Here is an 18,921-nt window from a genome sequence, read left to right on the forward strand (position 1 = left end):
GCTGTGAGTGAAATTAAAGTACCTGCAATGGGCGAGTCGATAACCGAAGGAACCGTATCCAGATGGCTGGTCAAAGAAGGCGAAACCGTTAATCAGGGTGATGTTCTTCTGGAGCTGGAAACGGATAAAGTAAATATTGAGATTAGTGCTGAAGAGAGCGGTGTGCTTGAGAAAATTATTCGTCAGGAAGGCGAGACTGTAGAGATCGGTGAAACGATCGGGACACTCTCGGCAGGAGCAGGAGGAGGAAGCGGCGCGTCCGCTTCCCAACCGGCAGCATCCGAGCAGAAACAAGCGGCTCCTGCACCGGAAGCTCCAACTCCGCCACCAGCACCCGTTGCTGCGGCACCGGAATCTTCAGATAGCAGCTCGAAGACAGCTTCACCGTCTGCACGCAAACTTGCACGTGAGCGTGGCATTGAGCTGGATCAGGTACAGAGCAAGGATCCAATTGGCCGGGTTTATCAGGATGATGTGAAAACTCACAACACTCAGGCTGCCGCTCCTTCAGCGCCTCCTGCCAAAGCGCCTGCGGCAGCGCCTAGTGCTCCTGCAGCTGGAGGTTCTACTTTTACCAAACCAGTGGAACGTCAACGCATGTCTCGCCGCCGTGCTACCATTGCGAAACGTCTGGTAGAAGCGCAACAGACTGCAGCGATGTTGACTACTTTTAATGAAGTGGATATGACGGCCATCATGGATGTTCGTAAACGCCGTAAGGACAAGTTCAAAGAGAAACATGAGATCAATCTCGGCTTCATGTCCTTCTTCACCAAAGCGGTTGTAGGCGCATTGAAAAAGTTCCCAACCATTAACGCGGAAATTGATGGCGAAGATGTTGTACTTAAAAAGTACTATGATATCGGTATTGCGGTATCTGCCAAAGAAGGCCTTGTCGTACCGGTTGTACGTGATGCAGATCGTCTTGGCTTCGCTGAGATCGAGAAAAGCATCGCTGACCTGGCGTCCAAAGCTCGTTCCAACACGCTGGCGTTGTCTGATCTGCAAGGAGGAACCTTCACCATTACCAATGGCGGAACGTTTGGCTCCCTGTTGTCTACACCAATTTTGAATACACCTCAAGTGGGTATTCTGGGTATGCACAAAATTCAGCTTCGTCCAGTAGCGATTGATGCAGAGCGGATGGAGAACCGTCCGATGATGTATATCGCCCTGTCTTATGATCACCGTATAATCGATGGTAGCGAAGCCGTACGTTTCCTCGTGACGGTGAAAGAATTGCTTGAAGATCCAGAGTCTTTGCTGATCGAAGGGTAATCCATTAACACTCCAAGCGTACTTGCCATTTTCATATATCTAACAGAAAAGCCCCTGAACGCGGAGCACAGTGTAAGCTGTGCTCCAGTTCAGGGGCTTTTGTCATTGTAAAAATCGCATCATATTAGATGGAATCGGCGTTCTCGGCATTTGTTGTAGAATGATGGGGACTCTGTTCAGGCATATGCCTTTCAAGCCACTCCACGACATGTTGGGCTACTTCAGTCCGATTCGTCTCGTGCAGCATTTCGTGGCGTCCACCTGGATAAAGGCGGTATTCGACATCTTCTAGCTGAAGCTCCCGATATTGGGAGACCAGGTTAAGCACTCCTTTACCATGAAGGCCAACTGGATCTTGTTCACCCGAGAAGAGATATACAGATTTATCCTTGGGAATACGTTTCATGTTGCTTGGCAAGTGAATGTCCAGCAGCAGTTTGAAAAAGTCACGGAAAAACCCTGCGGAGCAGACGGCTCCACACAAAGGGTCATCGATGAATCGCTTGACCTCTTGAGAGTCCCGAGACAGCCAATCAAACGGTGTTGTTGCCGGACGGAAAGAGCGGTTAAAACCACCAAATACGAGCGCATTGAGCAGCATACTTGGATGACTAGCCCCTTGAACGCTACATTGCAAGAGGGCCAATCTCTCTCCAATCCGAAGCAGACCACGTTTGCCATTGGTACCGGACAAAATAAATGCATGGTAACGCTCGTGGCCAGCATACATGAGATGCTGTACTAAAAACGACCCCATGCTATGCCCCATTAGAAAGAGGGGCACATCAGGGTTTTCTTTGGCGGCAACTTCGCCCAGATTCATCATGTCACTCCCCATCCAGCGGAAAGCATCGGGGCCGGCATTACCCAACAAATTCAAGTTTTCTACCGTTTTGCCATGACCACGATGATCATTCGCGTACACAGCGAAGCCGTGAGAGGTGAGTTGTTGGGCAAATTCAGCATATCGGGCAGCGGTTTCGCTCATGCCATGTGCAATCTGGACCACACCTTTAACGTTGCACTCCGAATCGGGAAGCCAGCGGTACACATGAATACGGGTACCTTCATCGCCAACCAGGCTAAAGGCAGATTCCTGCATCTCGTGTAAAACCTCCTTCACAGGTCACATTAAAGCCAATTAAGTTCAAGGAAGTAACCTTGAATAGAAGATATTTAATTATTTGGATTAAGGCAAATAAGAGCGAAGAACAGTGGTGTTGCCATCCAGCGTATAGGAGCCCAGGTTCGCAGGTAGTAAGTAGCATTGTCCTGCTTTCAGTTCAATCTTATCTGATTCTGCGTTACCCCACTCCAGCGTTCCACTACCTTCACAGACCACAAGAATAGTGAAGCTTTCCGCACTTGTAGAGAGCTCCCAACGTTTTGTGACAATCCCTTTTTCCACTACAAAATAAGGGCATTCCGCAAGTTTCAGCCACTCACCTGGAGTCGCGTCGTTGGTTTTCATCGTTGTGGCACCAGCGCCCTCATAAGCTGTTACATTCAGTGAATCCTCAACATGCAGCTCACGCGGTTTGCCATCCAGACCCGGACGATTGTAATCGTAAATCCGGTAGGTTGTATCCGAGTTTTGCTGGATCTCAGCAACAACGACACCTGCACAGAGAGCATGTACCGTTCCAGCAGGGATAAAGAATGTATCTCCAGCTTCAACAGGAACCTGACGAAGGGTATCCATCACTGTACCGTTCTCAAGCGCTTCCTTCAGTACCGCACGATCAACGCCTTCATTTAAGCCATAAATGATGTGTGCTCTCGGTTTGGCGTCCAGCACATACCACATCTCCGTTTTGCCAAGTTCGCCGGGAGGCAGAGCCTCGTAATCATCAGTTGGATGAACTTGTACAGACAGATCGTCGTTGCAGTCAAGCAGTTTGATCAGAAGGGGGAAACGTCCGCCCTTTTCCGATACACCTTTGGTTCCAAGCCATGCTGTGCCCAGTTGTTCACGAACTTCATCGAGGCCTTTTCCAGCAAGTGCTCCATTTAGTACTTTGGTTGTACCATTGGGATGATCTGCGATCATCCAGCCTTCTCCAATATGTCCTTCAGGCGGCGTCAGGCCGAATTGCTCCAGCGCACGGCCTCCCCATACACGTTCTTTGAACTCTGGTTGAAATTGCAGTGGGTATGGCGTAGACATTCCTAATCTCTCCTCTAGTATATGAAATGGTGGATCGCTTTAATCAATCATGACCGCGTAGCTGGCATGAATGTAACAGTGAATACGGTTGCACGTCTTTATGTAGAACACAAATCGCATAAATCCATGCAAGATTACTTTGTTGCGATTGTGTCTAGTTTATTGTATTTGTGGAGTAAAGGAAATTATTTTTTCTCAATGCCAATCAAAAAAGGGGAAGCCTTACGCTGCAATTGGCGATAGATGACTACCTGTGCCTGCTCTACAGGCAGAGCAGAGGACCATTCCATTACCGCATCTGCTTCCTCTGATCCTCCATCATGACCTGGATACAGCACAACGGTAATAATGCCCCGCGGACGGAGCAATTCCAGGGCGGACTGGAGTGCGGCAATGGTACTGTCTGTTTTCGTGATAATGGTGGAGTCCGCACCTTCCGAAGGCAGGTACCCCAAGTTGAACATGACAGCACCGACATTACCCTGCCATGTATCAGGAGCGGCTTCAGCCATTCGATCATGGCTTAGTTGAAGCAGGGAGATAGAGCCTAATTGAGTACTGTCCTCTTGTTTGCGAATACGGGCTTGTGCCAGGGTAAGTGCCTCGCTCTGGATATCGAAACCAATGACCTGACCACGTTTACCCACTTGTTGTGCCAGAAACAGAGTATCCGCGCCTGTGCCTACCGTTGCATCAATAGCAAAATCTCCAGGTTGTAGACGGGAAGAAATCCACTGATGAGCACAGCTTAAAACCGAAAGAAAGCCCATCTTACGCCCCCCTCCAGTATTTTCCTTGCCATGAATCCCGCTCACGCAGCTCACGATCAATGGAATTCAATACTTCCCATTTGTTCATGGACCACATCGGTCCTATCAGCAAATCACGCGGCGCATCCCCTGTAAGGCGGTGTACAATCATTTCGGGTGGCAGCATCTCCAGCGTATCGACGATCAGTTTAATATACTCGTCCTGCTCCAGGAAACGAAGAAGCCCAGCTTCATACTGCTTCACCATTGGCGTTTTGCGCATCAGATGAAGCAGATGAATCTTAATCCCCTGCACATCCATATTGGCAACAGCCCGTCCGGTATCCAGCATCATTTCATGGGTTTCCTGCGGCAGTCCATAAATGATATGTGTACACACCCGAATATTCCGTTTGCGCAGCTTCGCAACGGCTTCCTCATAACATTGAGTATCATGAGCACGATTAATTAGGGTTGACGTGGACTCGTGAATCGTTTGCAGCCCCATCTCAACCCATAGGTAAGTGCGTTCATTCAATTCAGCCAAGTAATCAACGACGTCATCCGGTAAACAGTCAGGGCGAGTGGCAATGGATAGACCGACTACGCCGGGCTGTTTCAAAATTTCTTCAAAGTATTCACGCAGTTCCTCAACAGGAGCGTAGGTGTTGGTATAGGCTTGAAAATAGCCAATGTAGTGGGCTGTAGGCCATTTCAGATGCTGTTTATCCCGAATGGTATTAAATTGGGTGACCAAATCATCTCGTCTGCTACCGGCGAAATCACCCGATCCACGAGCGCTGCAAAATGTACAACCACCTTTGGCGATGGAACCATCTCGGTTCGGGCAGGTGAAACCGGCATCCAGCATCACTTTGAAAACCTTGTTGTTAAACTCGTCTCTCATTTCGTAATTCCACGTATGGAATCGTTTATCTCCCCATAGAAGAGGAGGTTGTAGTGAAGGTGCATTCATCTTCAGGGTACTCCTTTGGCTTACCTAATGGCTTGCTTATTATATACCTAATTCGACTCTTTTTGAACTTTTACCATTGTATCAAAAAACTCAAAAAAAGGGGAATCTAGTCGCAAAAATAGGCCGTAGAAACGTGGTTTTATCCTTGCTATAGTTTACACATTATGTTATATTTAAACCAACGTCAGACACCATCTAATGGGTACTATTCATCATAGCATTTGAATCAATGTTGACGTCATGGACCATACTATACCGTGAGGTGATATGAATGAATTCCCAAGTCAAAAATAATGTTTCTGTAGAACTGACGGCAGAAGAAGCTCTGGCTTTGACAGGTGTTCGTTTCAATGGCAATCCGAAAGTGAAAGCGGCTGCAAGACAAAAAGTTCGTGATGCTTTCGAAAAGACATTTGATTTTTCACACCAAGATAAGGTAGACTATGAACTATTAAAGTAGTTGGACCCCAATTCCAAATAAATCGAAGAGGGAATCTTTGAGATTTGCCCCAAAGTGGCAGATCCGAAGATTCCTTTTTCATTGCTCTTTACAATTCGCCGGTTCTTCGGCAAAATGATTCTGAGACAAGTATGGATAAACGGAGGAATAAGATGCGTTTACGTGGCAGAAAAGGGATTCGTGAAAATCTGGAGCAACAGGTCGATCTCGTTGTTCTTGATCCCAAACAGTACAAAGGAAAATGGTCTGAACTGTTTGGTAATGACCATCCGATTTTTGTGGAATTTGGTATGGGTAAAGGTCAATTTATCAGCCAAATGAGTTATAAATATCCGGAATATAATTTTATCGGTATTGATATGTATGACGAACTGGTGCGTCGTGCCAGCGAGAAGGCTCGGAAAGCATGGAGTCAGGCGGAAGTGGAGACACCTCCCAACCTGAAGCTCGCCCTGGCCAATATCGAACAGATCGAGGAAGTATTCGAAGAGGCGGAATTGGAACGGATTTATCTGAACTTCAGCGATCCATGGCCAAAAGCCAAGCATGCACGTCGCCGTTTGACACATCCGCGCTTCCTCAAGAAATACACAGAGCTGCTTAACACAAAAGGACAAATCCATTTCAAAACAGATTCGGAGACATTGTTTGATTTCTCTCTCAATGCGATTGCCGATTTTGGTTTGCAAATGACCAATTTGTCCCTGAATCTGCACCGCGATGGATTGAATGAAGAGCATGTCATGACAGAGTATGAGCAGAAATTCATGGGCAAAGGCATGAACATTCACCGGGTTGAAGTCATCGTTGGTGAAGAGGCATTGCGCGAGTATCAACAAATCCGTTTGGACAAGTATAAAGTTCGGGAAGCTACGGACGAGTCTGGCGAAGATCAAGAGTAATATATTATAAAAAAGCGTGATATGGATCTGGCTACCTGGTCATAGCCCCGTCAAGTAGACAATAAAAAAAGAGAAATTTTATTAAGCGGCGACTTTTTCCCGGAATTCAATCGGGGAGAGGTCGCCAAGTTTGTTTTGGAAACGTTCCTTGTTGTAAAACGAAATATACTCCGTAATTTGGCTCCTTGCTTGCTCCAGATTTTGAGGTTTTTCCAGGTACAACTTCTCCGTCTTTAAGTGGGAGAAGAACGATTCAATACAAGCATTGTCATAGCAGTTCCCACGCCGAGAATGGCTTCCTGTGAGCTTCTTCTCTTCAAGCAACTTGGCATAACTCTGTGTTGTATACTGAAACCCTTGGTCTGAATGGAGCAAGGAAGGTCCACACTTCAGTTTCTTCACCGTGTCCGTAACGAGTTTTAAGTCATTTCGCTCGGAGAGTTCCCAGGCTATAATTTCGTTGTTGTACAGATCCATCACGACTGAGAGATAAGCAAAATCATGTCCAATCCGGACATACGTAATATCCGTCACGAGCTTCTGCAGAGGAGCTGCCGCCGAGAATTCTCGATTTAAGACATTACGGAACAGAACTGACGGTTTCCGGCCAGCAAATGGACGTTTCTTGCGAATCACGGAACGAATCTGAAGTTCTCTCATTAAGCGGCGTACCTTTTTATGATTCACCACGAGGCCTTCCTTTCCTAACGCGGTTCGCATACGTTTATAGCCAAAATAAGGACGAAGCCGGTGAATGCCTAAAATATGTGCTTTTAGATCCGCGTCCCGATCTGCTCGTTTCTCTCTGAAGGCAGCGTTTTTCTTCCATTTGTAGTAACCTGCACGTGAAATTTCAGCCATTTTACACAGCCAAACCACGGGTACCGACTTGCTTATTTCTCGAACGGACTGGCACCGGGCTTCGAAATCCAGCTTCCCTCTCCTTGCAAATTCGGATTGAGCTTTTTTAGATATTCTACCTGCGCTTTCAAATAAGCATTTTCTTCTTCTGCACTACTAAAATGCTTCTTCGTCCAACGTCCCCGGTAATCCTCAAAACTCTCTCCGTTTTGGTTTTTACGAACCCATGTAATAATCTGGCTCTCGCTCTTAATCCCAAACTTCTCCATAATCTTACTGTACGCCCAACCTTCTTCCACTCGCAGACGAACGGCCTCTTTCTTCGTTTCTTCGCTATATCGATTAAAGGTTTGGCCTTTCTTTGCTGACATAACAAAAATCCCCTCCGGTATCCAGTGTTTGAGTTCATTGTAACATGTCCTCTTTTTTCACTGTCTACCATGAGGGGATAATACCAACCAGACTCTCATATCACGCTTTTTTGCTATTTTGAACGAACTAGCCTCATGAAAAGCTTGTGGTTCTTAGGTTTACTGCGACTAAAGCTCCGAATGAAGATCCTTGCGGCGATAATCGTTGGGAGTAACCCCGTTGAATTTCTTAAACATCCGATAGAAATAAGAACTGTTGGTGAATCCGGTTTGCTCGGCGATATCAGCCACAGAGTTTTCCGTCTCAATGAGCAGATATTGCGCTTTGGCTATGCGGGTCTCGTTAATGACATCGGTGAGTCCTTTTAACGTCAGTTGTTTATAGAGTCTGCTGACATATATGGGTGACATGGTTAGTTCATCCGCAATTGAGGTCAGACAAAGATTGGTATCTGCGTAATCTCGTTCAATAATGCAGTTGATTTTGCGAATGAGTTCTTCATGTTTGAGCGTTCGCTTTTCCTCTACTTTGGATCCAAGCTCGTCGAACATGCGATAGAAGTGTGCGTGAACTTCGCTGAGATCCTCTGCATCATGAATCGGCAGCATCGAACGGTCGGATATGGATTCAAGTGTGAGCTGGTTGTTCTTTTTGAGTGTGTTTCGTACATGATTCAGAGTCATGGTCAGATGAGACAGAGCCAGTTGAAATACGGTAAACGGATAGGTTGCCGTTTCACTCACGATGTCGGCATAGACCTGCTTGGCTTCTCCTGTTTTGCCTGTCATCAGGCAATCAATCAGCTGTCTTTCTTTTCCAACAGGGAAAGCATACTCTTTGGCATGATACGCCATAATGTCCGACGTATAGATCAGGCATCCAGGACCCATGAACAAACGGTGAAGCGAAGCCTCTGCCGATCGGGTGTAAGAAGCAATACTATTTTCCAGTGAATCTTCCGCTGGTCCGATGGTAAAAGAAATGGAGCATCTCAGATGTGTCATCACGGCAGCCTGCATCATGCGCAGCAGCTCCTCAATGGAGCCTTGGTCATTATCAGCTTCATTCTGAATTTTGTCATTAAAGATAAGGGTGATCAGATCTCCTCCCATATCCACCGCTTCGGTGTGATAGTTGAGGTCAGCCGTTTCGGTGCAAATGTTCATCATCGCGTATTTTACAAGTTGGACTTCATCACGGTAGGTATCACTGAAGTCGGTAAAATGATCAATCCGCAGCAGTACCAGTCTGGTTAGACGATGAACATCAACAGCAGAGCCGTAGAACTTCATTCGTTCCTCCAGCATGCCTCCTGTTACCGTTTCCCGTCCTTGCAAAGCCCCGCGCAAAAAATCCTGTCGCAAAAGATGCAGACTGCCGCGACGCTCCGCTTCCATCACACGCATACGGACAAGCACTTTATCAATGGGATGATATAGCTTCCATGAAACGAGGTAGGACAGCAGCACTCCCGCAATTAATAGCCCAAGACAAAAGAGAACGGTGTGTGTTCGCATATGACGAATATCTGTGGTAATCAGGTCATAGGGCGTGATTCGTACATAGCGCCATCCAAGGTTATCAGGGGCGGTGTAGGTAATGAGAGACTTCTCCCCATCAACCTCAGCGGTAAAGTAGGCGGACTGCTCCGTATTTTGCAGGATTGGCTGTATAAATGTTTCATTGGACAGGTCTTTCATCAACGCCCGATCACTGAAATCGGACAATAACTGTCCCTGTTCATTGATAATAAACGTTTTCCCTGGCTGATCGACTGAGTTCATATTGGGACTGAGCCAGTCGTCCTTGATATTTACAACAACCGCATAATTCAGTGTGGCATTGTCATTGATCGTGTCATAACAGAGGTATGTATAGCTGCTGACCTGAGTTTCCTCGGTCGAGCCCACTTGGTATGTACGCGGAATGGGGACAAAAGGCTTGTAATCATGGAACCGGTCGAGGATGCTTGTAATCCCTTTATCGTCAATTTCCGAGATGGACTGTTGTCCATTTCGAACTTCATTGGAACTGATAAAGAACTCATCATTTTTGGAGTTATATACATAGATGGATTCGATAAAAGGGAGGGACATGCGATAGTTGTCGAGTTGTTCCATCGCTGGCGTAATTTCATAGATACTCGGGTTCGAATAGAGCAGCAGAGCAGAGATGGTGTAATCCTGATAAATCTGATAAGACAGTGATTTGGCGGTCTCGGTCATCTTGGAGACTTCGCGACTGGTCTGAGTGAGACCATTCATATCTGTGCGGTAGACCTGACGAAGGGCAATACGATTATAGTTGACGTACAAAATGGTAGAAGCCACAAGCAAGGTGGCAACGGTGCTAACAATAATGCCGATGAGAATCCGTGCAAACACCTTCTGGCTGTCCTCTGAACGTTTACGCATGACCTTTCCTCCCGTGGACCTCCAGTTTTGGATGAACAAAGTTAGACTTCATAGCGAAGGATAAAATTTCATATGTGGGCGTAATGAATCACGGATGTATCTAGAATTATATATTATGTATGCGTTTACATCAACGACAGACGGCATGCTATGCCCGATTTCCTTAGCTAAAGTTCAACTTTCGCTGTATTGTTCACTAGGTTCAACCTATGCACGATATCAACTTTTGTGAACGCTCAGACATTCATTTCAGTGTTCGTTCATATTGTTCATATTCCATTTCGCAGAATCGTTCATAATCCGGCCGAATGATTCAGTATCCGGTAGCGCTTAGGGCATCTACAATAAAAACAGAGCTCCACTGCGCGCCGCGCCGTAAGAAATTCGGGAGGGATCGAGCCATGCTCAAAGAATTGAACAAAAACAAAATCATGTTCCTGATGCTGCTGCCTACACTGATCTTTTTTCTGATTAACTCGTATTTTCCGATGGTCGGCATCTATTATGCGTTTACCCGTTATGATTTTGAAGGTGGTTTGTTCGGCAGTCCATTTGTGGGCCTGGAGAACTTCAAGTTTCTGTGGCAATCAGGAATGCTGCTGAAGCTAACAACCAACACCGTGGGGTACAATCTGGCCTTCATTATATTGGGAAACGGGCTAGCGATCTTCTGTGCGATTTTGCTCAGTGAAATTCGGGGGAAAGTGTTTAAAAAAATATCGCAGTCGGTCATGTTTTTACCGTATTTCATCTCGTTTGTACTATTAAGTGTAATCGCTTACAACATGTTCAACTATGAATCCGGTTTTGTGAACACCGTACTCAAACGTTTTGAAGCAGGTCCAATTGATATTTACAACACACCCTGGATCTGGGTGTTTCTGATTATCATTTTTTATCTATGGAAAAATCTCGGGTACAGCATGGTCATCTACCTTGCAGCCATTACAGGCATCAGCGATGAGTATTACGAGGCGGCTCGCATTGACGGAGCTAACATCTTTCAGCGCATTTGGTACATCACCGTACCGATGCTAAAACCGACCTTTGTCATTCTGTTGTTATTCTCGCTTGGGAGTATTATGAAGGGGCAGTTTGATCTCTTTTACCAACTCATTGGAAATAACGGGGTCTTATATAACGCTACAGACATCATCGATACGTATGTGTACCGTTCCCTGAAAGTAACGTTTGATATCGGAATGGCTACCGCGGCGGGTCTGTATCAATCGCTGTTTGGTTTTATCCTGATCATGACCGTGAACTATATCATCCGCAAAGTCAATGAGGACTACGCCTTGTTCTAGGACGCCCGCAGGGCAGAAGGGAGAACCACCATGCATACACGTGCCAGAGATTCCGAATTCACCTTGTTGTTTCAAGTCATCGCTTACAGCGTGATCCTTATTCTTTCCTTAATCTGTATCGTGCCATTTCTTTTGATTTTATCCGGCTCCTTCAGCAGCAACGAATCCATTGTGAGAGATGGTTATCACCTCTTTCCCACCGATTTTTCCCTGGAAGGTTACAAGATGGTGTTCAAATTTCCGACTCAGGTGCTCAAAGCCTATGGCGTGACGGTCTTTACAACTGTTGTGGGAACGGCCCTTGGACTGTTTCTCATTACGATGGCGGGATTTGTACTGCAACGCAAAGATTTCAAGTACCGGAACGCCTTCTCGTTTTTCATCTACTTCACAACCCTATTTGGTGGGGGATTGGTACCTTGGTACATCATGCTGGCAAATTATTTCAATCTTACGGATACATATACGGTGTTGATTTTTCCGGGACTGATGACACCATTTCTCATTATCCTGATGAAAAACTTCATTCGTTCAGCCGTTCCGGATGAGCTGATTGAGTCAGCCAAAATCGATGGAGCGAACGACTTTCGCATTTATTTTAGCGTAGTGCTGAAACTGGCGATGCCCGGCATTGCCACTGTGGGGTTATTTCTGGCACTGGGATACTGGAATGACTGGTTCACATCATCCTTGTTCATTAACAACCCAGACATGTACCAGCTGCAATTCTACTTGTATAACACGATGAACACGATTACCTTCATTGACCAGATGGCCATTGGTACCGGAATAACACTCAGCCAGGATGTACCTACCGAATCGACGAAAATGGCCATGGCTATTGTGGTTACTGGCCCCATCTTGTTCCTGTATCCATTTGTGCAGCGCTACTTTGTTAAAGGGCTTACCATTGGTGCGGTAAAAGGTTAGAACGTGCACGCGCTGTGAGGGCAGATCGCTGAAATAGTTGTCTGCCTGTCTGAACCACGGCGAGTCTGCGCTAACATATAAGGTTGACCACAAAAAGGGAGGATGCGTATGCGTAACAAAACAATTCGGCACCTGTCGATGGTACTTGCCCTGATGCTGTTCGCCGGGGTGCTTGCCGCATGTAATAACGGTTCGGGGGGATCGACGCAAGGAAGTGAGCAGGGAGGCTCTTCTGAAAACAAAGGGGAGAAGGTGACGCTGCAATTTTATATGCTTGGTGACGCACCCAAGGATCTGCCTGTGATTGAGTCGGAAATTAACAAGCTGGCTGAGGCTGATCTGAACGTTAATGTAAAATTTAATTATACGTCCTGGACAGACTGGGATCAAAAATATAAACTGCTGCTGTCTTCCGGTCAACCAATTGACCTGATCTTTACAGCGGATTGGACGTTTTATCAGTCCTATGCAAAAAAAGGAGCATTCCTGCCACTGGATGAACTATTGCCTAAGGCAGCACCAACGCTTAAGGCTTATGTACCTGAGGATATGTGGAAAGCGGTAACAGTCAATGACAAGATCTATACTGTGCCCTCTACATGGACTGAGTATGTAACGGAGGGTATTGCGTACCGTGAGGATTTGCGTGAGAAGTACAATTTGCCCAAACCGGAATCTCTGGAGACCCTCGAAGCCTATCTGGAGGGAATCAAAGCCAATGAACCAAATATGATTCCAATCGCGGATAGCAATGCAAATCATACCCATGGTATTCGTCAATTGACATCCAAGCTGGTGAATACAGCAGGTCAGCTCCCTTATGGTCTGGACATCATGTACGATGCACCATCCGATATCACTTCCTATTGGGGATCTGCACAGCATCTGGAAGATCTGAAAACGTACAAACGCTGGATGGACAAAGGCTTTTTCCCGAAAAACGTGCTGAATGTAAAGGATACGTCCAACTCCTTGCTGCAAAATGGCAAATCGGCTGTTGTTCTGTCGGGAGAGAACCCGAACAAATTTAATGCGGATGTGATTAAGGTCCAGTCCACTCACCCGGATTGGAAGCTCGGTTATTTCCCTTACCCGAATGCGAAAGGATTTGCACAACCCGTTCACCCGATTCACAATGGTTTTGCAATTCCACGCAGCAGCAAAAACCCGGAGAAAGCACTCGCATTCTATGAGAAACTGGTTATCGACAAACGTTACAACTGGCTGACCGAATATGGCGTGGAAGGTAAAAACTTTGAAGTGCAGGACGGCTATTATAAAATGGTGGGCGATGCCCAGAGCAATGGATTTCCGCGTGAAGGCATGAATGGCTGGGCTTGGCGTAATCCGGAATTCATGCTCTATGATAAGAGCTTTGATGATGTGCTGGCTATTTTCAAAGAGCTGGACAAAATGAAAAAGCCGGATATTTACACCGGATTTGCTGAGGATTGGACGCCATACCAGGCCGAGAAGGCCGCACTGGAGCAGGTAGAGAAGCAGTATCTGTATCCGCTGAATGTAGGATTGGTGGACGATGTAGAAGCAGGGCTGAATACATTTATGGAAAAAGCCAAACAGGCAGGCCTTGAGAAGATCCAGAGTGAGTACACCAAACAGTGGCAGGATTACTTGAAATCAGCTGGTATTCAATAGTTTGTACTTTCTTCATATTAAAAAAAAGGTGCCTTCGATTCGAAGGCACCTTTACTGTGTACATGCAGGCTTGTTTGAAGCCGTTACAGTCCGGCTTGGTCTGCCGAGTAGGGACGCAGGTCCAGAAGGTCGATAATACTTTGTGCGCTCTGCATGGGGTGATACTTAGCAATCTGTGCCATGTGGCGTTTGCGTTTGCGAACAATGTCAGAGTAGTTATGGACCAGTTTATTCATCCATTTTACAACAACATCAAGGGAAGTTATGGGCTCCCCCAAACCTCGTGCGGTGAAATACTGGACATTTTCTTCTTCCTGGCCTGGTATGGGATTATGGAACAACATCGGGATTCCCTTTGCCAACCCCTCGCTGCATGTCATTCCTCCCGGTTTGGTGATCAGGAGATCGGATACTTCCATTAATTTGTCCACCTCATTGGTGTACCCGATGATATGGATATTCTCTTTTTGATACAACGGATTTTGCTCCATGCTGATTCGGCTTTTGTCATTGCGCCCAAGGCAGAAAATAATCTGAACATCCGCATGCCAGCGTGTCAATAATTGGTTGACTACTTCATCGCTGAGCATTCCCCAGCCCCCGCCCATTACAAGCACCGTAGGCATGTTTTTCAAATTAAATTTGCCACGGATTTCATCCCGTCCGGGATGTTCCCAGAAATTGGGGTGGATTGGGATGCCGGTAACCCGAATTTTGTCTAAAGATACACCCCGCAGCATTAATTTGGACTTTACCTCATCTGTAGAAACAAGATACAGGTCTACTTCTGGACTAATCCATGTCCCATGCGCGTCATAATCGGTGATGACTGTACAGAGTGGAACCTGTACCCCTAGACGTTTCAGTCTGGAAATGACGGCACTGGGAATAGGGTGTGTGCATACGATAACATTCGGACGAAGCTGACGCACAATACTGCGTGTATGGGTATAAAACAATTTATGCAGCGCGAGTGTAGTCAGCCGGTTTAAGGATTTTTTATATTGATGCCTGTATACATACCCGATGAGCTTGGGCTGATTAATGACCGTCTTTTTGTACGCTGTAATAATGAGTGGCGCAACTCTAGGGTTCAGAAAACTTCCCAACTCAAGCACTTTGGTCTGCAGATTCGGCGAAAGTTTTCGCAAACTGCTGGACAGTGCATAAGCGGCTTGAGTATGACCTGCGCCAAAGCCTTCAGATAATAGTAATACTCTTTTTTTCTCCACGCTTGCTTCACCTGTTCCTGCTAGGTTTTCCTTAGTCTAACATATTCACGTTATGTCCATAAAGCAACTGTTGCAAGTGCGACTAAAGTACCGATCGTAGCACCTGCAAGCACATCTGAGGGATAGTGCAATCCCAGGTAAATTCGAGAAAATCCGACAATTAATGCAACAGGGAGTAACATCAGCAACAGGAACGGCTCCATTGTCATAAAAGGGACCGTCACCGAGAATATGGCGGTAGTATGCCCTGAAGGGAACGAATGGTCCGTCAGGGGATTGCGGAACGTAATCGTATCCGGCAAGGCCAGATAAGGCCGAATGCGTGGATACAGCTTTTTGGCGATGGCTACGGGAATGTGACTAACCGCCAGAGCGATGCATGCCTGAAGTCCTGTTGTGCTCCAAGGAGCTGGAGCCAGAAGCCAGATCAGTAAGGATACTGCGATAGAAGAAGTTGCTCCTCCCAGATGGGTGAAATAATACAGCCAAAAATTCATAAATCGATTATGAAGTCGACCATTAATCCACATAAATACATTTCGATCATACTCTTGAAACTTTACGAATAAACGGCTCATATTGGCCTCCTGCCAGTCAGGCCCCGTGTTGGCGGCAGTATTTCCGGTAAATTGCTGTGTCCGGTTTCGTCCTGATTAGTATATAACCGTTTTTCGTGAACTTGAGGTTATTTCAGGTATATGTTTATCATATTTTTAAATGTTGTCCTTTTCAAGAAGAACACATGTGAAGAAGGTAAAATTCATGTTAAAGAGTGGTTAAGAACCCAACTTAACTTTTTGACTTGGACGATCTAAAAAAGATACAATGATTCAACATGGCTGAAATGCGGTTAAAAAATTGTGAGTTTAAGACTGAACTTTTTGAGGTCTGTTTACGTTATTTGATATAGAGCCTCTGTCGATATGGATCAGCCTGATGAAAAAAGCAGGGACTTTAGAAATAAAAATCAAGTAAACGGCTGAAAATAAGATATAACAGGCATGAATGCGAGGTTGGAGTATCACAAAGTGCCTATTCAGCGTTTAAAGTTCACATTTCTGCTTCAGGAAGTGGAATTGCGGTTTTGACAAATGGCTGAAAAGAATACAAAATCGATAAAGCAGCCAACTGGCAATCAACCATGCTTGAAACATTGTCTGAAATATTTGCGTAGTAAACAAAAGAACAGGGTCATATTCTGCGCGTCACAAAAAAATAAAAGTGCAGAATCCAGGAAGAGAAATGATGTAAAGTAATCTGGTTTTGAAAAAAAGGGGGTAACAGAGAACGATGTTGGACGCTATATTCGTCACGATGCAGGTCATTCTGGCACTGCTAGCCGTGTACCAATTCACGTTTTCGCTGTTCGGTCTAATTAAGAAAAAGAAAAAGAAACACTATCCGGCGACAAAGTCATTCGCTGTACTCGTCGCAGCGCACAATGAGGAACAAGTTATTGGTGCGTTGATGGAGAACTTGAAACAACTGGATTACCCGGAAGATCTGTATGATGTGTTTGTCATTTGCGACAACTGTACCGATGGAACGGCTCAAATTGTAAGACAGCATGGACTGAATGCTTGTGTACGTACCAATGCTGATCTCAGAGGTAAAGGGTATGCCATCGAATGGATGCTTAAATACCTGTGGAAATTGCCACGTCAATATGATGCAGTCGTCATGTTTGACGCGGATAACCTGGTTGACCGTAACTTCTTGCTTGAGATGAACGACGACTTGTGCAATGGTTCGCGTGTTATTCAGGGATACATTGATACGAAAAATCCGGAGGATTCCTGGATCACTGCAGCATATGGTGTATCGTACTGGTACATCAACCGTCTGTGGCAGCTGTCCCGTCATAATTTGAATATGGCGAATTTCCTCGGAGGTACGGGGATGTGCTTCGAGACGAACCTGCTCAAGGAAATTGGCTGGGGCGCTACAAGCCTGGTTGAGGATCTGGAGTTTACAATGCGCAGTGTTCAACGTAATGTGTATCCTGTCTTTAACTACGATGCCAAAGTATTTGATGAGAAGCCGTTAACATTTAAGGCTTCCGCACGACAACGCCTTCGCTGGATGCAAGGTCACTTTACCGTCGCGCGTAGATATTTCTTCCCGCTGCTGTGGCAAAGTATCAAGGAAAGAAGCTTGGTGAAATTTGACCTTGCTGTGTATGGCGCAAACGTGTACGTTGTTTTGCTTACGTTCCTGATGACAGCTGTATTGTGGGTGGATACAGCGATATTCAGTGGTCCGCATATCGCAAACATATACGGGTACTTCCCGCTTTGGGTAGGATTCGTAGCGATTGGTCTGAACATCCTGACATTCCTGTTATCCATGGCGCTGGAAAAGGTTACTTTTGCCAAAGTGTATCTGTACCTGATCTTGTTCCCGATTTACCTTCTTTCTTGGTATCCAATTACGTTCTACGCGTTCTTTACGCAGAACAACAAACAATGGAGCCATACTCAACATACACGTGTTGTACGTTTGGATGAGGTGCAGAGCAAGCAGGGGTAATGGATTATTAACTTGGACGAAAGCCTCTCTGTAAAAAACATTGTAGATATGTTGACAATCGTTCTGCAGGATGTTATAGTATTCAAGTGCGTTAAATGAATAGCTATGGAATCACAAGTAGAAGTCCGACTTCTCACCTGATCAACAAACATGTTGGCTGGTCAACGATCCCAATAATTTATGAAGTGTTTACTCATGAAGAATTGTGTTGATTACAGGGATGTCGGTAGCTTAACCGGCATCCCTTTTATTTTTTTGTGTAACTGGATATTCAAAATGACCTGGAGGTGGACGGTTATTAGTAAAGATCACATGATTAATGATGAGATTCGGGCGAAGGAAGTACGCCTTGTCGGAGCTGAAGGAGAACAAATTGGGATCACGCCGATTCGGGAAGCACTGCAAATGGCGATTGACCTGAACTTGGACCTGGTCAATGTGGCACCACAGGCTAAACCGCCGGTATGCCGCATCATGGACTATGGCAAATTCCGCTATGAGCAACAAAAGAAAGACAAAGAAGCCCGTAAGAACCAGAAAATTGTTGATATTAAAGAAGTATGGTTCCGTTCCAATATTGAGGAGCATGATTATCAAACGAAGCTTCGTAATGTAGTTAAGTTCTTGAAAGAAGGCGACAAGGTAAAATGTTCCGTTCGTTACCGCGGACGTGAAATTGCGCATGCCGCTATTGGTCAACGGATTTTGGAGCGCGTTAAAGTGGAAGTTGCAGAACTCTGCACCATCGAACGTCAACCAAAATTGGAAGGCCGCAGTATGATCATGATTCTGGCTCCTAAAGCCTGATAACATTGAAGGAGGAAACACAAAATGCCTAAAATGAAAACACACAGCAGTTTGAAAGGACGCTTCAAAATTACCGGTTCCGGTAAAGTCCTGCGTTACAAAGCTCACAAAAACCACTTGCTTTCCCACAAATCAAAACGTGCTAAGCGCGTTCTGAACGGTAACCCAGTTATGGCTGCCGGGGACGTAAGACGTTTGAAACAAGGTTTGGCTAACTTGAAAGGCTAACTTGAAATAGTACATTCCGTATGGGGGATCGGCCTAGGCCGTACACATACCAC

17 protein-coding genes are annotated in these 18,921 nt (G+C 45.8%); 9 read left to right on the forward strand and 8 right to left on the reverse strand.

Annotated features, from left to right (window positions below; genetic code table 11):
- Positions 1 to 3: 3 nt before the first annotated feature.
- The gene (gene odhB / locus P364_RS0100930) at positions 4 to 1,278 is read left to right on the forward strand and encodes a 2-oxoglutarate dehydrogenase complex dihydrolipoyllysine-residue succinyltransferase (protein ID WP_024628293.1); all 1,275 of its coding nucleotides are present in this window, start codon (positions 4 to 6) and stop codon (positions 1,276 to 1,278) included.
- Positions 1,279 to 1,402: 124 nt separating this feature from the next.
- Here the strand turns inward: odhB and P364_RS0100935 are convergent, their stop codons facing one another.
- The 4 genes from P364_RS0100935 to P364_RS0100950 form a co-directional block, all read right to left on the reverse strand.
- A complete protein-coding gene (locus P364_RS0100935; RefSeq protein WP_024628294.1) occupies positions 1,403 to 2,380 on the reverse strand; it encodes an alpha/beta fold hydrolase in 978 nt (325 codons plus the stop codon).
- A gap of 87 nt (positions 2,381 to 2,467) precedes the next feature.
- A complete protein-coding gene (locus tag P364_RS0100940) occupies positions 2,468 to 3,445 on the reverse strand; it encodes a type I phosphomannose isomerase catalytic subunit (RefSeq protein ID WP_024628295.1) in 978 nt (325 codons plus the stop codon).
- A 185-nt stretch (positions 3,446 to 3,630) separates the two neighbouring features.
- Positions 3,631 to 4,215 carry a class I SAM-dependent methyltransferase gene (locus P364_RS0100945; protein WP_024628296.1) on the reverse strand — a complete coding sequence of 195 codons (585 nt, stop codon included), beginning with the start codon at positions 4,213 to 4,215 and terminating at the stop codon, positions 3,631 to 3,633.
- Between the two features lies 1 nt (position 4,216).
- Positions 4,217 to 5,170, reverse strand: a complete 954-nt coding sequence (locus P364_RS0100950) for a TIGR01212 family radical SAM protein (protein WP_024628297.1) — start codon at positions 5,168 to 5,170, stop codon at positions 4,217 to 4,219.
- Positions 5,171 to 5,441: 271 nt separating this feature from the next.
- Here P364_RS0100950 and P364_RS0100955 point away from each other — a divergent pair, with 271 nt between their 5' ends.
- Both P364_RS0100955 and trmB read left to right on the forward strand, forming a co-directional pair.
- Positions 5,442 to 5,630 carry a hypothetical protein gene (locus P364_RS0100955; RefSeq protein ID WP_024628298.1) on the forward strand — a complete coding sequence of 63 codons (189 nt, stop codon included), beginning with the start codon at positions 5,442 to 5,444 and terminating at the stop codon, positions 5,628 to 5,630.
- Between the two features lie 152 nt (positions 5,631 to 5,782).
- Entirely contained in the window at positions 5,783 to 6,532 is a 750-nt protein-coding gene (gene trmB, locus P364_RS0100960) for a tRNA (guanosine(46)-N7)-methyltransferase TrmB (protein ID WP_024628299.1), read from the forward strand.
- Positions 6,533 to 6,613: 81 nt separating this feature from the next.
- Here the strand turns inward: trmB and P364_RS0100965 are convergent.
- Both P364_RS0100965 and P364_RS0100975 read right to left on the reverse strand, forming a co-directional pair.
- Positions 6,614 to 7,764 (reverse strand): IS3 family transposase gene (locus P364_RS0100965; protein WP_152532655.1). Its coding sequence is split into 2 segments (ribosomal slippage): positions 6,614 to 7,503 and positions 7,503 to 7,764, totalling 1,152 coding nucleotides; the frame shifts between segments, so codons are not numbered across the junction.
- A gap of 168 nt (positions 7,765 to 7,932) precedes the next feature.
- Entirely contained in the window at positions 7,933 to 10,179 is a 2,247-nt protein-coding gene (locus tag P364_RS0100975; RefSeq protein ID WP_024628302.1) for an AraC family transcriptional regulator, read from the reverse strand.
- A 401-nt stretch (positions 10,180 to 10,580) separates the two neighbouring features.
- Between P364_RS0100975 and P364_RS0100980 the strand changes: the two genes are divergently transcribed.
- The 3 genes from P364_RS0100980 (at position 10,581) to P364_RS0100990 (ending at position 14,072) form a co-directional block, all read left to right on the forward strand.
- On the forward strand, positions 10,581 to 11,486 hold the full coding sequence (locus P364_RS0100980) for an ABC transporter permease (RefSeq protein ID WP_024628303.1): 906 nt from the start codon (positions 10,581 to 10,583) through the stop codon (positions 11,484 to 11,486).
- A 30-nt stretch (positions 11,487 to 11,516) separates the two neighbouring features.
- Positions 11,517 to 12,416, forward strand: coding sequence for a carbohydrate ABC transporter permease (locus P364_RS0100985; RefSeq protein WP_024628304.1), 900 nt, complete (start codon positions 11,517 to 11,519; stop codon positions 12,414 to 12,416).
- Between the two features lie 102 nt (positions 12,417 to 12,518).
- Complete coding sequence (locus P364_RS0100990) at positions 12,519 to 14,072, forward strand: ABC transporter substrate-binding protein (RefSeq protein ID WP_024628305.1); 1,554 nt, start codon at positions 12,519 to 12,521, stop codon at positions 14,070 to 14,072.
- Between the two features lie 83 nt (positions 14,073 to 14,155).
- Here the strand turns inward: P364_RS0100990 and P364_RS0100995 are convergent, their stop codons facing one another.
- Positions 14,156 to 15,304, reverse strand: a complete 1,149-nt coding sequence (locus tag P364_RS0100995) for a UDP-N-acetylglucosamine--LPS N-acetylglucosamine transferase (protein ID WP_024628306.1) — start codon at positions 15,302 to 15,304, stop codon at positions 14,156 to 14,158.
- A gap of 50 nt (positions 15,305 to 15,354) precedes the next feature.
- Complete coding sequence (locus P364_RS0101000; protein ID WP_024628307.1) at positions 15,355 to 15,882, reverse strand: phosphatase PAP2 family protein; 528 nt, start codon at positions 15,880 to 15,882, stop codon at positions 15,355 to 15,357.
- Between the two features lie 712 nt (positions 15,883 to 16,594).
- Here P364_RS0101000 and P364_RS0101005 point away from each other — a divergent pair.
- From P364_RS0101005 to rpmI, 3 genes are all read left to right on the forward strand, one after another.
- Positions 16,595 to 17,833: a glycosyltransferase family 2 protein gene (locus P364_RS0101005; RefSeq protein ID WP_024628308.1), complete on the forward strand. Its 1,239-nt coding sequence runs from the start codon at positions 16,595 to 16,597 to the stop codon at positions 17,831 to 17,833.
- 312 nt (positions 17,834 to 18,145) lie between these two features.
- Positions 18,146 to 18,640 carry a translation initiation factor IF-3 gene (gene infC, locus P364_RS0101010; protein ID WP_024628309.1) on the forward strand — a complete coding sequence of 165 codons (495 nt, stop codon included), beginning with the start codon at positions 18,146 to 18,148 and terminating at the stop codon, positions 18,638 to 18,640.
- 24 nt (positions 18,641 to 18,664) lie between these two features.
- Positions 18,665 to 18,868, forward strand: a complete 204-nt coding sequence (gene rpmI / locus P364_RS0101015; RefSeq protein WP_017689665.1) for a 50S ribosomal protein L35 — start codon at positions 18,665 to 18,667, stop codon at positions 18,866 to 18,868.
- The last annotated feature ends 53 nt before the right edge of the window (positions 18,869 to 18,921 follow it).

Origin of the sequence: Paenibacillus sp. MAEPY2 (assembly GCF_000499205.1) — a bacterium.
In the GTDB taxonomy this organism is placed as follows: Bacteria; Bacillota; Bacilli; order Paenibacillales; family Paenibacillaceae; genus Paenibacillus; species Paenibacillus vandeheii.